The following is a 15481-nucleotide window of genomic DNA, read 5'->3' on the forward strand; positions in this document are numbered from 1 at the left end:
AGGCGACCCGCGAGACGGTAGTTTGATCCAATTAGGAATAATCGTCTGACCGCAATAGATGAATTCCGCATGCGTAACGAAAAATCCGCGACTGTAGTTGATGCGGATTTCCGGATGACCATCACGGATCAAACAGCGGGTTAGATGCGCACACCCTTGCCCAGTTTTTTCTCGATCCGGCTTTGGATATACTCAAATATTCCCGACATAGCCCAATAGATTATGGCTGCCGAAATCAGCATTTCCATATATTTGAATTCGGATCGTCCGTGGGTGCGAGCAAGATACATCAGCTCCCAAACACCCATGATAGAGACCAGCGAGGAATCTTTCAGCATCGAAATGAACTGGTTGCCGGTGGGCGGGATCACAAGGCGCAAGGCCTGTGGCAAAACAACCAGACGCATCACCTGCCAGGGCTTCAAGCCCAGTGACAGGGCTGCTTCTGTCTGACCTTCGGGGACACTTTCGATGCCGGCGCGGAAAATTTCGGCCATATAGGCGCCATAACATAACGACAGCGCAATGATGCCTGCAGGCACAGCCGACAGGACAATCCCGATCTGTGGCAGGCCAAGATAGATCAGCATGACCTGAAGCAACAGCGGCGTTCCGCGAAAGAACGAGGTGTAGAAGGTCGAAAGACCAAAAAATACACCACTTTTTGACAATCTGCCAAGCGCTGCAAACAGCGCAAGCAGGGTGGCGCAGAAAATTGAAATTAGGGAAATGAACAGGGTCAGGACCGCGCCCTGAATGAAATCCCCCTGAAGTTGCAAGCCAAGCAAATAGGGAATGCGCGACCCGATGAATTCAAAGCTGAGATCGAAGCTTTGAAAGAAGGTGGCGAAAAGTACCAGCAGCTCTGCCCAGATGATGGTTGTTTGCAGCTTGAAGTTAAGGCGGTGCAAAAGCCTGAAATGCGTCCACAGAATGATGCCGCCCACGATGGCAAGTGCGATATCTGCCCCGTAGCTGTCGAAGCCGAACCACAGGCCGGGGCGCGCTGAAAGAAGGATTGTGGCACATATTCCCGAAAACAGGCCAAGCGGCCAGCCCGGTTTATGGGGCATCGGCGGGGTCGGTTGCATTTCGGGCACGGGCATATTCATCGGCGCTGACAAATTTCATTGAATTGTATACAAGATCGACAGAACTACACAAAAAGTGAGCCAAGTGAAATGAACTTTAACGCAACAAAGATGCTTCTGGCAGGAATGGCGATGGTTGTGGCACCGCTTGTACCTGCGCATGCCGGTGAAACGCTTGACCGGGTTATGGAAACCAAAACACTGATCGGTGCAACGGCAGACGGTTACCCGCCAGTCGCCTTTACCGATGAAAATAACCAGCTGACCGGTTTTGATGTTGAAGTTGCCCGCGAAATTGCCAAACGGCTTGGCGCGGAATTCAAACCTGTCACGCCGTCATGGGAAGCACAGGTTGCCGGTAACTGGGCCGGTCGTTGGGATATTGCAGTTGGTTCTATGACCCCGACCAAGGCCCGCGCCGAAGTTCTCGATTTCCCGGCGGTCTATTATTACACCCCGGCCATCCTCGTCGCGCACAAGGACAATGCCACCTACCAGAAAGCATCGGATCTTGACGGCAAGGTTGTTGGCGCTTGTGCAGCCTGTTCCTATGAAGACTATCTGAACCACAAGCTGGTGATGGATGTCGAAGGTGTGCCACCGTTCGAATATGAAGTCACGCCGGGTCGTATTCAGACCTATGAGTCTGATGGCATGGCCTTTGACGATTTGCGTCTTGGCGATGGGGTGCGTGTCGATGCGGTTCTTTCGAACATTCCGACCGCAACGGCGGCGATTGAAAACAACATGCCGTTCCGTATGGTGGGCGAACCGCTTGTTTATGAACCGCTGGCAGTTGCAGTGGACAAGGGCGACCCGGAATTTTCCGCAAAAATTACCGAGATTGTTGATGCCATGCGGACCGATGGAACGCTTAAGGTGCTTTCGGAGAAATGGTTTGGTGTGGATTTGACCACCGTGAAGTGATCACATCCAGAGACGCCGTTTTCAATGACCAAGAGCCGCCCAAGGGCGGCTCTTTTCGGTTGAGCTGTGTGAAAGACGAATATCAGTTACCGGCCAGATCTTCTGGCGTGTAACTCATCTCATGAAGGATTTCGCCGGTTTCGTAATCGACCGCCTGAAGGGTAACACCATATCCCCAAAGCTGCCCGATATAGCCAAGCGTCATCTGGGCGTCGGATTTTTCAAGACGGATGCCGTCATGCTCGGTGTGCTGGATATAAAGTTGGCGGTTGCCGCGAATATCAACATCGACAACCTGCATGTCGGGTTCGCGCACAGAAATGTCATGCATTCTGGCAAGCGACCGGCGGACCTTGCGATAGCCATTGTCATCATGAATGGCGGCGACTTCCAGATGCGGCGTGGTGTTCTGATCGTCGATCATGAACATCCGCATGTCACGCATCAGCTTGGGCGACAGGAATTGCAAGATGAAGCTTTCATCGCGGTAATGCGCCCAGGCTTCCTTGAGCGTTTCCACAGGTTCATTATTGCCCGCAATATCGGGGAACCATTTACGATCTTCCTCGGTCGGGTCAATGCAGATGCGGTGGATATCCTGCATCATGGCAAAGCCCAGCGCATAGGGGTTGAAACCCGAATAGCGCGGATCGTCAAAATCGGCCTGAAACACCACGCGGGAATGATAGTCGATGAATTCCATCATAGCACCCTCGGAAATCAGGCCCTTGTCATACAGGCTGTTCATGATCGCGTAATGTACGTAGCACGCGCAGCCTTCATTCATCATCTTGGTCTGTTTCTGCGGATAGAAATACTGGCCGATATTGCGCACGATGCGGATGATTTCACGTTCCCACGCATGCAGGGACGGCGCGTTCTTTTCGAGGAAATATAAAAGGTTTTCTTCCGGCAGGCCGAACTGCGCACGCCGTTCCTCGATCCGCATTTTGCGTTTGAGCTCGTCCATATCCTGATCGCCCTGATCAGGCTGGGGCAGGGTGCGCCACAGATCGTTATAGGTCTCGTCTTCGTATTTCGCCCGTTCGCGTTCGCGTTCAAGCTCGACCGCAAGATTGGGTTTTTCCGGGTGCGAATAGCGGTTCACACCCTGTTCCATCAGGGCGTGGGCTGCATCAAGAACCCGCTCGACCGCATCAAAGCCATAACGGTCCTCGCATTTGGCGATATAGCTCTTGGCAAATTGCAGGTAATCCAGAATGCCTTCAGCATCGGTCCATTGTTTGAACAGATAGTTGTTCTTGAAGAAGTGGTTATGCCCGAACGCGGCATGGGCGATGACCAAAGCCTGCATGACGATGGTGTTTTCTTCCATCACGTAGGAAATGCAGGGATTGGAATTGATCACGATCTCATAGGCCAGTCCCTGATAACCCTTGCGATACATGACATCATCGCGCACGAACCGTTTGCCAAATGACCAGTGGTGATACATCAGCGGCATGCCAATCGATGAATAGGCATCCAACATCTGTTCGGATGTGATGACTTCGACCTGATTGGGATAGACATCCAGTTTGAGTTCATTCAGCGCGATTTCCTCGATCGCGTCATAGGTCGATTTCAGCGTTTCAAAATCCCAGTCAGCACTGGTGAATAAAAGTTTGCTGGTATCTGGTGCCGGGGTGTCGTCGGTTTTGGCTTTGGTGCTCATACCCGGGCCTCCGTGCGGTTTTTGGCAAAGAGTTCCCGAAATACCGGGAAGATGTCGGATGCCTTGGTCACGCGCTTAAGTGCAAAGCGCGGATTGTGACTGGCAAGCGGGGCATAGGCCTTCCAAAGCGCGGTTTCGCCTTCGGCGGCGGCGAAAATCTCGGCCTCGCGTTCGTCGGTGATTTCGATATAGGCGTAATACTGGCATTTCGGCAGAAGGTCTTCGGCCAGCAGGGTGGTGCATTTCACCCCGTCATTGGAATAGTTGTCACCATCGGATGCCTGTGCGGCATAGATGTTCCATTGATCGGTCGGATAGCGATCCTTAAGGACCTTTTTCATTTCTTCCAGCGCGGTGGAAACGATGGTGCCGCCGGTTTCGCGCGAATAGAAGAACGTTTCCTCGTCCACCTCGGACGCGCGCGATGTATGGCGAATGAACACCACTTCGACATGTTCATAGCGGCGATGCAGGAACAGATGCAGCAGCATGAAGAACCGCTTTGCCAGTTCCTTCATCTGTTCGGACATCGAACCCGAAACATCCATCAAACAGAACATCACGGCCTGCGTGTTGGGATCGGGGATTTGCTGAAACTGATTATAGCGGGTGTCGATGGGATCAATGAACGGGATTGCCTTCATGCGGCGTTTGGCTTCTTCCAGATCGGCCAGCAATCCATGCAATGTATCTTCATCAGCCTTGGTCAGTTTGCCTGACGGGCGTTTTTCGGCCTTGTCCTGAAGGGCGGAAATCTTTTCTTCCAGTTCGCGGACTTCGGCAGTTTTGGGGCGTCTCAGGCCAATCCGCCGGGCAAGTGAATTGCGCATGGTGCGCACAAGGCTGAGATTGGCCGGGGTTCCTTCGACCGAAAAGCCCGCGCGCGCATTGCGAAATGCGGTGGTCTGTTTCAGGCTCTTTTTCAAAAGGTCCGGCAGTTCGAGGTCTTCGAAAAAGATATCAAGGAACTCGTCACGGGTAAGTGTGAACTGGAAATCATCCTCGCCATCGCCATCCGGGCTTGCCTGCGATCCGCCAGCCCCGGAATCCCCGCCTTGCGGGCGCGCAATGCGATCGCCCTGAACGAATTTCTTGTTACCGGGCAGGACATAGTTACGATTGCCGCCACGTCTGGCATGGTGGAAACCGGGTTCCTTAAGGGTTTTGCCGGGAATGGTGACCTGATCGCCGCTGGTAATATCGGTAATGCCACGCGACCGGATGGTGTTTTCGACAGCTTTTTTGATCTGAGCCTTGGCCCGGCGCATGAAACGCTGTCGGTTGCCAAGACTTTTGCCTGTCGGGTTCTTGCGGCGGTCAACGATATAAAGCATGGGCAGTCACATCCTTGGCGATCTCGTCCATGGACCGGGGCGCATCCCTGCAACGGGTTTTATGGTGCAAGATGCAGGTCGTCCGGGCCTTGGGCGTCACAGGGTGGGCCGGTTTTTGCCCATCCTGTGACGGGATAAAGACCGGGCGGACAAGGGAGAAACCGCCCGGCAGGGTCGGAAAGCCGAGGGCGTGGCTTATCCGGCCTTGTTCACGCGCATATACCATTCAACCAGACGACGGGTCTGACGTTCGGTATAGCTCCGATCGATCATGCGTTTGACGAACTCGTTGTGTTTCTTTTCGGTATCGCTGTCTTTTTTCGAGCCGAACGAAATCACCGGCAGCAGGTCTTCGACCTGACTGAACATGCGTTTTTCGATGACATCGCGCAGTTTTTCATAAGACGTCCATGCCGGGTTTTTGCCCTTGTTATTGGCGCGTGCACGCAGGGCAAATTTGACGACCTCGTTACGGAAGTCCTTCGGATTGGCGATGCCCGCCGGTTTTTCGATTTTCGAAAGTTCCTGATCAATGATCTTGCGATCAAGAAGCTGACCCGTATCGGGATCCTTGAAGTCCTGATCCTCGATCCATGCATCAGCATAGGATACGTAACGATCAAACAGGTTCTGCCCGTAATCGGAATAGCTTTCGAGATAGGCCTTCTGGATTTCCGCCCCGATAAACTCGGCATAACGCGGGGCCAGTTCGGACTTGATGAAGTCCATATAGTCCTTTTCACGTTCTTCCGGATATTGTTCACGCCGGATCGCCTGTTCAAGGACATACATCAGATGCACGGGGTCGGCTGCGACCTCAAGGGTGTCATGGTTGAAGGTTTCCGAAAGCACCTTGAAGGCAAAGCGGGTTGAAATACCATCCATGCCTTCATCCACACCGGCCGTATCGCGGTATTCCTGCATGGATTTGGCTTTGGGGTCGACGTCTTTCAATGTCTCGCCGTCATAGACACGCATCTTGGAATAAAGGTTGGAGTTTTCATGTTCCTGCAACCGCGACAGGACGGAAAACTGTGCCAGCATCTTAAGCGTTCCGGGCGCACAGGCCCCTTGTTCAAGCTCTGATCCCTGAAGCAGCTTCTCATAGATCATGGTTTCTTCGGTGACCCGCAGGCAATAGGGCACCTTGATCACCGAGATACGGTCGATGAAGGCCTCGTTATTCTTGTTGGCCTTGAATGTCTGCCATTCTGATTCGTTTGAGTGCGCAAGGATAAGACCCTGGAACGGGATCGCGCCGAGGTTTTCCGTACCGATATAGTTGCTTTCCTGCGTTGCAGTCAGCAATGGATGCAGCATTTTGATCGGGGCCTTGAACATCTCGACGAATTCAAGAATGCCCTGGTTGGCGCGGTTCAAACCACCGGAATAGCTATACGCATCCGGGTCATTTTGGCTGTAATATTCAAGCTTGCGGATGTCGACCTTGCCGACCAGCGACGAGATATCCTGATTGTTTTCATCACCCGGTTCGGTTTTGGCGATGGCAATCTGGCGCAGGCGTGACGGGATCAGTTTAACGACCGAGAATTTGGTCAAATCACCGCCAAATTCGTCAAGGCGCTTAACAGCCCAGGGCGACATAAGCCCCGTGAGGCGACGTTTGGGAATGCCGTATTTGTCTTCGATGGCATCGCCCATTTTTGCGGGGTTGAACAGGCCAAGCGGGCTTTCGAAAACCGGGCTGATCTGATCACCGGCCTTCAAAACATAGATGGGTTCTCGTTCCATCAGTTCCTTGAGACGTTCGGCCAGTGAACTTTTGCCTCCGCCAACCGGGCCAAGCAGATAGAGAACCTGTTTGCGTTCCTCAAGCCCCTGAGCCGCGTATTTAAAGAATCCGACAATGCGTTCGACCGTTTCTTCCATTCCGAAGAAATCGGCAAAAGCAGGGTAACGTTTGATGGTTCGGTTTAGGAAAATTCGGCCAAGACGGGAATCTGTCGACGTGTCGATCAGTTCCGGCTCGCCAATCGCTGCGATCATGCGTTCAGCGGCCGAGGCATAGGCCGTTGGATCTTCGCGACAGAGATTGAGGTAGTCACGGATGGTCAGTTCGGTTTCTTGCTTTCCGTCATATCCTTCCGCATACAGCTCGAAGATATCCTTCTCTTCAGCCATGGCGCGGTCTCCTTTCAAACGTTATCTCTCTGGTGTCGAACTATCGTTTCCTGTCCTGCGTGTTTTGCGGTGCAGCAGACCTGATTGCGGCCGCCTGATTCTGTGTACGTCAGCAAAAGTCGTTTCGATGCATTTGCCTGACAGTAAATATTCTAACGAACTGTATTTAGCTTAAGGTTAATGTGCGGCAGAAGATGCCAAGAGTTTGAAGCTGTTGTCTTTGCCATTTCACAATTGAATATTTGCTACTTTGGGTTGCGGTATTTGGGCCCCGTTGCGGCAACCCTTTCGATCAACTTAAGACCTGAACGGGCGCCAACCTGTCGGGATGACCATGGTCGTCGCCACTGTAAAATGTTCTTATAATTGACTTGGGAAGCTGCAATCGGTTCCGCAAGGTAAGACATAAGTATTATCCAAGGAATTTCCGCCAGATTGATCACGGTTGAGTGACCAAGGCAGGCTGTCAGCAAGGAGCTTGCCCGTCATGCGCGGAGGCAAAATTATTTTGCATTTGCACAAGCCGATTGCCCGGCGCTATCACTGCCCCTGATCAGGAATGTCAGAACAGTGGCGGCGAGGACCGCCAGACAGGGAAAATGAAATGACCGACGGTGCCGTAAAGTTTGTCGAACCGCATGAACTCGATCTTATGATCGGGCAGGAAAGTGTGACCGTGATCGATGTCCGTGAGCCCGATGAATTTGCAACCGGCCATATCGAAACCGCTATCAATATGCCGACCTCGAATTTTGATATTGCCGCCCTTGTTGATCTGACTGACGAACAGGACACCGATCTGGTTTTTGTTTGCGCGGTGGGGCAACGCTCGTTTGGGGCGGCCAATGCCGTTCTGGCCCATGTCGATTGCGCGGTCAGCAACCTTAAGGGTGGCATTCAAAGCTGGGCGCGTGCCGGGTTTGATCTTGAGGGCGGCAAATAAGCCTGCCGTTCCTTTGACGGGGCAGGGGGTGGAATGTGACGTGACCACTCCGAATTTCCCGCCCCGTTTCAGGCCGACGTCATTCTGAGGCAGGCTTTACCAATACGCCTGATGCAAGGCATTCAAAGGCCGCAATGGCCTTGTGAAGTGTGTCTTGCGGATCTTCGCTTGTCCCGACCCAAAGTGCAGCATTAAGGGCAACGCCATTCAGCAGTCTGGCGAGTGCTTCTATATCAACCGGTTTGATTGCGCCGTTCTTTGCCAGCTCGTTCAGGGTTTTGATTGTTGCCTGCAAACAGCGGTTTTGGCTTGGCCACTGTGACGGATCCCCCAGAAATGCCGGACCATCGCGAAGAACGATGCGCTGTATTTCGGGATCAAGTGCCAATTCAATATAGGTGCGGCCTTCGGCCATAAGCCCGTTCCAGCCGCCGCCTGCTGCTTCACCCGCGTCCTTGGCCTTTTGGGCCATGGCCGAGTCTATTTCATCGACCACGGCCCCAAGCAATCCGAGCTTGTCCCCAAAATTATGATAAAGCGCGCCACGCGTCAGACCGGCCGTTGCGGTCAGCTCATCCATTGATGCGCTCGCATATCCCTTTTCGGCAAAGGCCTTGCGTCCGGCGGCGATCAGCTTGACGCGGGTTTCTTCCATTTTTTCAGCACGGGTTTTGGCAGCCATCAGGCACTCCGAATTTGACATACGGGACGTATATTAATTGACATACGCTGCGTATGTGAGTATCTCTCATTTCACATACGCAGCGTATCTGAAATGAAATCAAAACACCATACAATCTGAATTTGCCTGAAAAGGAGGTCCTCATGACCCTCGCAAATGAAGCAATCTTTCCGCCAAACCGTCATGCGCTTTACGACGCACACGGTTATTCCCCTGCCATCCGATCCGGTGACTTGCTTTTCGTCTCGGGTCAGGTTGGCAGTCGTGAAGACGGCACGCCTGAGCCCGATTTTAAAAAACAGGTTGCGCTGGCATTTGAAAACCTCAAGGCCATTCTTGCCGCTGCTGGATGCGGTCTTGCGGACATCATTGATGTCACAAGCTTTCATACCGATCCGGAAAACCAGTTTACAGATATCATGGATGTAAAAGGGGCTGTCTTTGACAAGGCCCCGTATCCGAACTGGACGGCAGTTGGCGTGAACTGGCTTGCCGGCTTTGATTTCGAAATCAAGGTGATCGCCCGCATTCCCGCGTCAAATGCCTGATTGGGCAATCTGAATGCATTGAAACAAGACGGATCAATGCGTGAACCGGCCCCCCTGTTGATAAGGCGGGGCCGGTTTTTTACCTTGACGATTTCTCGTAAATGGAAAAATATCCCGTTACTGAGATTAAAGGTGAAAGATGGACGACATCGAAAAACGACTTGCCGCACGCCTGTCATCCCTGCGCTCGGAACGGGGATGGTCGCTTGATGAGCTGGCAAAACGCAGCAGCGTTAGCCGTGCCAGTCTGTCACGCATCGAAAATGGCGAGGTCAGTCCGACGGCAAGTGTTCTTGGCAAGCTTTGCGTTGCCTTTGGTGTCACTCTGTCGCGATTGATGCAAATGGTCGAAGAGGATTTTATCCCCCTGATCACACGTGCCCGTCAGGAAGTCTGGACCGATCCGGAAACCGGATATCGTCGCCGTCTGGTTTCACCCACATCGCGCAATCTGTCGGGCGAGGTGCTTGAAGTCGAAATCGATGCGGATACGCGGATCGAATATGCCGGGACGCCACGTGACGGGCTGGAACATCATTTGGTGATGCTTGAGGGCCAATTGATCATGGAGGTCAATCACCAGAGCCACAATCTGGAGGCCGGGGATTGCCTGCGCTATCAGCTGCGCGGTGGCAATGTGTTCCAGACCCCTAGGCATTCCGGTGCCCGCTATCACCTGTTTATTGTCGAATGACCATCCGGGAAGTCCGCCACCATGACCAAATCTGAAATCACTGATGCCCCGTTGATTGTGCGCCTGAATGCAGACACGCTTGAGGCTCGTCTTGATCAGTTTGGCGAAATGCTCCATGCCTGCGTTCATGGCGGGGCGAGTATCGGCTTTATTGAGCCGTTCCCGATCAGCGAAGCCGTGGCGTTCTGGCGCGACCGGACTCTTCCGGCCATGGCCGGTGGCAGACGAACACTTTTTGCGGCCCTTGACGATGACCGGATTGTCGGCACCGTACAGCTTGACTGCGACACCATGCCCAATCAGGCCCATCGTGGCGATATCAGCAAATTGATGGTGCGCCCCGATTGCCGGCGTCGCGGGATCGCGAGGGAATTGATGCTGGCGGCAGAAGATCGTGCCCGGGAGCTGGGACGCAGTTTGCTGACACTCGACACCCGCACAGGGGACAGTGCCGAACGGCTTTATACGTCTCTTGGTTTTGAAACTGCCGGGGTGATCCCGGACTATGCCCGCGATCCGTTTTCCGACAAGCTCAGCGCAACCACAATTATGTTTAAGCGCTTGAAAGACTAGCCTTTTGATACTACGGGCGATTCCCGAAATTGTATCCAATATGCCGGTTCTGGCATGCCAGAACCAAAGGATGCAGGTAAGCTGCCGGTAGAATTCGCAATTTTGCATTGCGACAAATTTCTGAATTCTTTCCCGATATTCCTTTTAATTCCCGTGCTTCAGGGTCTTGTGCGTTGCACTAAGGGTTTTCTGATAGGAGCACTGTCGAACGCAAAAGATGTTGAATGCCAACGGAAAATAGGCGCATCTTTGCCGTCCGGCATAAAGAATTAGAATAAAAGTTCCTGGAGGAAGCTCATTATGAAGAAATTTGCCCTTGCGGCGGCCCTGATGACGGCTGTCGGCTTTTCCGGTGCGGTGCACGCGGCTGATCTGACCCTGCGCATTTCGCTGCAGCTGCCAATGAAAAGCCACCTTGGCCAGAACCTTTTGATGTTCAAGAACGAGGTCGAGCAGAAATCGAATGGCGACATCGAAGTTCAGATTTACGACTCAGCCCAGCTTTACAAAGACAAGGAAGTGCCCGCTGCTGTCGGTTCGGGTGCCATTGAAATGGGTGTGGCGTCGCTGACCCGCTATGTTGGTGATGTTCCGGCTGTTGACGTTTTCTATCAGCCGTTCCTTCTTGATAACGAAGAAAAGGTCCGCAAGGCCGTTTCCCCGGATTCTCCGGTCCGCGCGCCGCTTGATGCCGCGATTGCTGAAACCGGTGCGACGGTTTTGTGGTGGCAGGCTTATGGCGGGTCGATCATGCTGTCGAATGGCGGCCCGATCAAAGGCCCGGATGGCCTTAAAGGTCAAAAAGTTCGCGTCTTCTCCAAAACGCAGGGTGATTTCATCTCTGCAGCTGGCGGTGCACCGACCCTGATTTCCGGATCCGAGCAGTATATCGCTTATCAGCGCGGCACGGTTGATGTTGGCATGACCGGCATGTCGGGTGTCAAATCCCGTCAGCTTTGGGAAGTCATGGACACCGTCACCACCACCAACGACGCTGACATTGAATTCATCGTGGTTGTGAATACCGATTTCTGGAACGGCCTGACCGATGCACAGCGTGACATCATCTCGACCGCGGCAGTGAATGCCGAAAATGATGTTCGTGATCGCATGACGGCAATTGAGGCTGCTGCATATGAAGAAGCCAAAGCGAACGGCATGACCATTTACAATCCGACTGCGGAAGAAATGGCTGCGTGGCGCGAAGCTGCCAAACCGGTTTACGAGGCATTCCTTGCCCATACCGGTGACCTTGGCAAACAGGTCTTCGAAGCTGCCCAGAAATTCTGATCATCAAGCGGGTCATCACAGGTTTGATGTGTGATGACCCGATGATCGCCTTTGATCTGATCGCATCATCGTCCTGATCCCGGGCTTCAAGGCCATATTTCCGGCCAAGTGTCGCCCGGCCGGTTGGGACGATGATGATTTTCCGCCCCCTTTGAGATCAGGAGATGACTGTTGTCGGGCCGCACAATCATTTGCACCTGAGCAACGGCATTCGTTTTTAAGATGTTTGATCGATTAATGCTGTGTCTGGCATGGGTCGCGGCCATCCTGTTTGTGCTGGCTGGCTGCATGCTGACCTATGAAGTCATTGCGCGCTATTTCTTTGTCCGTCCGACGATCTGGGCGGCAGAGCTTTCGCAACTTTGCCTGATCTGGGGCGCGTTGCTTGGTATGCCCTGGGCCTTGGCAGCACGTCGCCATATTTCGGTGGATGCTGTCACCCGCCTGTTTTCCGAACCGGTTCAGCGTAGCATCGAAATTGCCGCCATGGCCTGCATCCTTGCCTTTTCGGTGATGGTGACTTTCAAGGGCTGGGAAATATTCTACGAAAGTTACGAGCGCGGCCGGACCAGTGGCACGATGCTTGATCTTCCGGCCTGGGTGGCAGAGCTGCCGGTGGCACTTGGATTTGCGTTACTCGCAGTGCAGTCCGTTATTGAAATTGTCGGCCTTCTGCGCGGCAAGGAAATTCCGAAAGGGGCACATGAATGACCATTCTTCTGACCCTTGCGGCAATGTTCGCGCTTTTGCTGATGCGCGTGCCTGTTGCCTTTGCCCTTGGCGGCCTTGGTCTTGCGATGTTGCTGCTGGGCGGCTTTTCGCCACTGATGGCCCCGCAAGCCGTTCTTTCCACCCTTGATGGCTTTATCCTTCTGGCGGTGCCGCTGTTTCTGTTGATGTCGAACATCCTGCTGCGTGCGGGGGTCGGCAATGACCTGTTTGCGGCGGTGAGTGCCTGGGTTGGGCATTGGCCGGGCGGGCTTGCGGTTGCAACCATTCTGTCTTGTGGCGTGTTTGCGGCTATTTCGGGCTCGTCGGTTGCGACCGCTGCGACCATCGGGACGGTCGCCATTCCGGAAATGATCAATCGCGGCTACAACAAGAAGTTCGTTTATGGTCTTCTGGCTGCGGGTGGCACGCTTGGCATTCTGATCCCGCCATCGATTCCGATGATCATTTATGGTTTTGTGACCGAAGAATCGGTGATCTCGCTGTTCCTTGCCGGAATCGGGCCGGGGATCGCGTTGCTGGTCTTCTTTATTATTTTCTCGATGATCTATGCCCGTATGGGCGGACAGGAAAGCGAACCCAAACAGGGCTGGGCAGAACGTCGTCGTGCAACGCTTAAGGCTTTGCCGTCTGTCATTCTTGCGGTTCTGATTATTTCGGGGATCTATTCAGGCGCCTTTACGCCAACCGAAGCCGCCGCAATCGGATTTGCCGCGTCGCTGATCATTACCGGCCCGATCATGCGGGTTCTGACATGGGATGCGCTTAAAAAGGCAGTGTTTGACAGTATGGCAACCACGGTTGCGATCATTCTGATCATTGCCGGGGCAAAAATCTTTGGCAAGGCGATCACGCTCTATCGAATCCCTCAAGACATCTCGATGATGATCACGCAGGGCATAGATACCGACCTTGGCTTCATTCTGGTTGTAACTGCTGTTCTTCTGGTGATGGGGCTTGTGTTCGAAGCATTATCAATGGTTCTGATCATGACGCCGGTTCTGTTGCCAGCGGCCCTTGCGCTTGGTTTCGATCCGATCTGGTTTGGCGTCTATATGGTGATCATGGTCGAATGTGCCCTGATTACACCGCCCGTCGGGCTGAATCTTTATGTCATCCAGTCTGTGGCCAAAGCCCGCTTGGGTGAGGTCGCGAGTGGTGTGGCACCGTTCCTGATGCTGATGTTCCTGTGTGCGGCCATTCTTTATGTCTGGCACGACCTTGCACTCTATATTCCGTTCAAACTGTAAAGACTGATGACACATATAATGACACCTGCGGATCGTTTGCGTGCGCTGCTGGCCACCGGCGATCTGATCACCATGCCATGCTGTTTTGATGCGCTTTCTGCCAAGCTGATCGAACAGGAAGGGTTTGCTCTGACCTTCATGTCAGGATTCGCGACATCTGCGGCCCGGATCGGTGCGCCCGACCTTGGCCTGATGTCCTATGGCGAGGTTCTTGACCAGGCCCGCAACATTACTGATGCCATCTCGATTCCGCTGATTGGCGATGGCGATACCGGTTATGGCAATGCCATGAATGTCAGACGCACGGTTACCGGCTTTGCCAAGGCAGGCTGTGCCGCGGTGATGATCGAGGATCAACTGGCTCCAAAACGCTGCGGTCATACCAAGGGCAAGGAAGTGGTCGGCCGTGACGAGGCGTTCGACCGGATTCGTGCCGCCGTTGATGCCCGCGAAGCCGGGGCAGATATCCTGATCCTTGCGCGCACCGATGCCCGTCATCAGCACGGCCTGTCCGAGGCAATTGACCGTGCGGCAAAGTTCAAGGAACTGGGGGCCGACATTCTGTTTGTCGAAGCGCCGAAGACTGTTGATGAAATGCGTACCCTTTGCGCCGAGCTACCGGGGCCGAAAATGGCCAATATCGTCGAAGGTGGAGAAACCCCGGATCTGTCACCCGCAGAGCTTAAGGAAATCGGGTATCAGATCGCGGCTTATCCTCTGTCTTTGATGGCAGCAGCGATGAAGGCGATGGTTGAAACCTTGCAGACCATGAAGGCAGGGCAACCGCGTGATGACAAGCTGATGAACTGGGCTGATCTGCGCAATCGTATCGGGTTCGACGAATATTATGAAGAGTCGGAACGCTATGCTTCGTCGCGTCGCGACGGTTAGGCACGCAGACTGAATGAATGTTTCAGGGCGACGCACCGGAAGGATTGCGTCGCCCTGAGCGTTTGTATGGACCGCCAGCGCCGTTTTAACGAATCCGGAGCACACTTATGACTGGAACGGTCTTTCTTGCCGCATAGCGGGCAGGGGAAGGGGATACCAAGTCACTAAGTGATGTCTTAAAATGTCGATCACCGGTTGTTGTTGGCGACAAGAAAAGAACAACCCTGTGGCTATTGGGCAGGGCAGATCGAAGCAGGGAAATCATGAGCGAGAAACACAGCGGAAGCTGCCTGTGCGGGCAGGTGACATTTGAGGTAACAGGCACTTTTGATGCCTTTTTCCTGTGCCACTGTAAATATTGCCAGAAAGACACGGGTTCCGCGCATGCGGCCAACCTGTTTTCACAAGGCGCGAAGCTCAGCTGGCTTACCGGAAAAGACAAGGTTACATCCTTCACCTTGCCCGGAACCCGTCATGCGAAATCATTCTGTTCGGCGTGTGGCTCTGCGGTTCCAGGCGAACAGATGGGCGGCAAACTGGTTGTAGTGCCAGCAGGAAGCCTTGATACCCCGGTCACCAATGTGCCTGATGCGCACATCATGACGGGCAGCAAGGCCAACTGGGATGATGGGCTTGAACGGGTCACAAAGGTGGCGGGAATGCCCGGATAGCTGCGATTTGTCGAAGCCAAAAGAAAACCCCGCAGCCATCG

15 protein-coding genes are annotated in these 15481 nt (G+C 53.6%); 10 read left to right on the forward strand and 5 right to left on the reverse strand.

Annotation, left to right across the window (positions count from 1 at the left end; translation table 11 throughout):
* Positions 1-140: 140 nt before the first annotated feature.
* Complete coding sequence (locus tag TH30_RS17305) at positions 141-1091, reverse strand: amino acid ABC transporter permease (protein WP_258548775.1); 951 nt, start codon at positions 1089-1091, stop codon at positions 141-143.
* Between the two features lie 90 nt (positions 1092-1181).
* On the opposite strand from TH30_RS17305, the gene TH30_RS17310 reads away from it, so the two are divergent.
* A complete protein-coding gene (locus TH30_RS17310; protein ID WP_114099337.1) occupies positions 1182-2018 on the forward strand; it encodes a transporter substrate-binding domain-containing protein in 837 nt (278 codons plus the stop codon).
* 82 nt (positions 2019-2100) lie between these two features.
* On the opposite strand, the gene TH30_RS17315 is transcribed toward TH30_RS17310, so the two are convergent.
* The 3 genes from TH30_RS17315 to TH30_RS17325 all read right to left on the reverse strand — a co-directional run bounded on the left by TH30_RS17315 (position 2101) and on the right by TH30_RS17325 (position 7169).
* Positions 2101-3693 (reverse strand): SpoVR family protein, encoded by a 1593-nt coding sequence (locus TH30_RS17315; RefSeq protein WP_114099338.1) that lies wholly within the window; start codon positions 3691-3693, stop codon positions 2101-2103.
* A complete protein-coding gene (locus TH30_RS17320) occupies positions 3690-5027 on the reverse strand; it encodes a YeaH/YhbH family protein (RefSeq protein ID WP_114099339.1) in 1338 nt (445 codons plus the stop codon). The genes TH30_RS17315 and TH30_RS17320 overlap by 4 nt, the downstream gene beginning before the upstream one ends.
* Positions 5028-5222: 195 nt before the next feature.
* Complete coding sequence (locus tag TH30_RS17325) at positions 5223-7169, reverse strand: PrkA family serine protein kinase (RefSeq protein WP_114099340.1); 1947 nt, start codon at positions 7167-7169, stop codon at positions 5223-5225.
* 604 nt (positions 7170-7773) lie between these two features.
* Here TH30_RS17325 and TH30_RS17330 point away from each other — a divergent pair.
* On the forward strand, positions 7774-8112 hold the full coding sequence (locus tag TH30_RS17330) for a rhodanese-like domain-containing protein (protein WP_114099341.1): 339 nt from the start codon (positions 7774-7776) through the stop codon (positions 8110-8112).
* A gap of 79 nt (positions 8113-8191) precedes the next feature.
* Here TH30_RS17330 and TH30_RS17335 read toward each other — a convergent pair whose 3' ends face one another.
* Complete coding sequence (locus tag TH30_RS17335; RefSeq protein ID WP_114099342.1) at positions 8192-8794, reverse strand: TetR/AcrR family transcriptional regulator; 603 nt, start codon at positions 8792-8794, stop codon at positions 8192-8194.
* A 143-nt stretch (positions 8795-8937) separates the two neighbouring features.
* On the opposite strand from TH30_RS17335, the gene TH30_RS17340 reads away from it, so the two are divergent.
* From TH30_RS17340 to TH30_RS17375, 8 genes are all read left to right on the forward strand, one after another.
* On the forward strand, positions 8938-9342 hold the full coding sequence (locus tag TH30_RS17340) for a RidA family protein (RefSeq protein ID WP_114099343.1): 405 nt from the start codon (positions 8938-8940) through the stop codon (positions 9340-9342).
* A gap of 139 nt (positions 9343-9481) precedes the next feature.
* Positions 9482-10036 (forward strand): helix-turn-helix domain-containing protein, encoded by a 555-nt coding sequence (locus TH30_RS17345; protein ID WP_114099344.1) that lies wholly within the window; start codon positions 9482-9484, stop codon positions 10034-10036.
* 21 nt (positions 10037-10057) lie between these two features.
* Entirely contained in the window at positions 10058-10609 is a 552-nt protein-coding gene (locus tag TH30_RS17350; protein WP_114099345.1) for a GNAT family N-acetyltransferase, read from the forward strand.
* Between the two features lie 300 nt (positions 10610-10909).
* On the forward strand, positions 10910-11899 hold the full coding sequence (locus TH30_RS17355; protein ID WP_114099346.1) for a TRAP transporter substrate-binding protein: 990 nt from the start codon (positions 10910-10912) through the stop codon (positions 11897-11899).
* Between the two features lie 222 nt (positions 11900-12121).
* Complete coding sequence (locus tag TH30_RS17360; RefSeq protein ID WP_114099347.1) at positions 12122-12610, forward strand: TRAP transporter small permease; 489 nt, start codon at positions 12122-12124, stop codon at positions 12608-12610.
* Positions 12607-13878, forward strand: coding sequence for a TRAP transporter large permease (locus TH30_RS17365; protein WP_114099348.1), 1272 nt, complete (start codon positions 12607-12609; stop codon positions 13876-13878). The genes TH30_RS17360 and TH30_RS17365 overlap by 4 nt, the downstream gene beginning before the upstream one ends.
* 18 nt (positions 13879-13896) lie before the next feature.
* The gene (locus TH30_RS17370; protein WP_181850367.1) at positions 13897-14769 is read left to right on the forward strand and encodes an isocitrate lyase/PEP mutase family protein; all 873 of its coding nucleotides are present in this window, start codon (positions 13897-13899) and stop codon (positions 14767-14769) included.
* 263 nt (positions 14770-15032) lie between these two features.
* Positions 15033-15440 (forward strand): GFA family protein, encoded by a 408-nt coding sequence (locus TH30_RS17375; RefSeq protein ID WP_114099349.1) that lies wholly within the window; start codon positions 15033-15035, stop codon positions 15438-15440.
* Positions 15441-15481 lie beyond the last annotated feature (41 nt).

The organism is Thalassospira profundimaris, from assembly GCF_003326795.1.
In the GTDB taxonomy this organism is placed as follows: Bacteria; Pseudomonadota; Alphaproteobacteria; order Rhodospirillales; family Thalassospiraceae; genus Thalassospira; species Thalassospira profundimaris_C.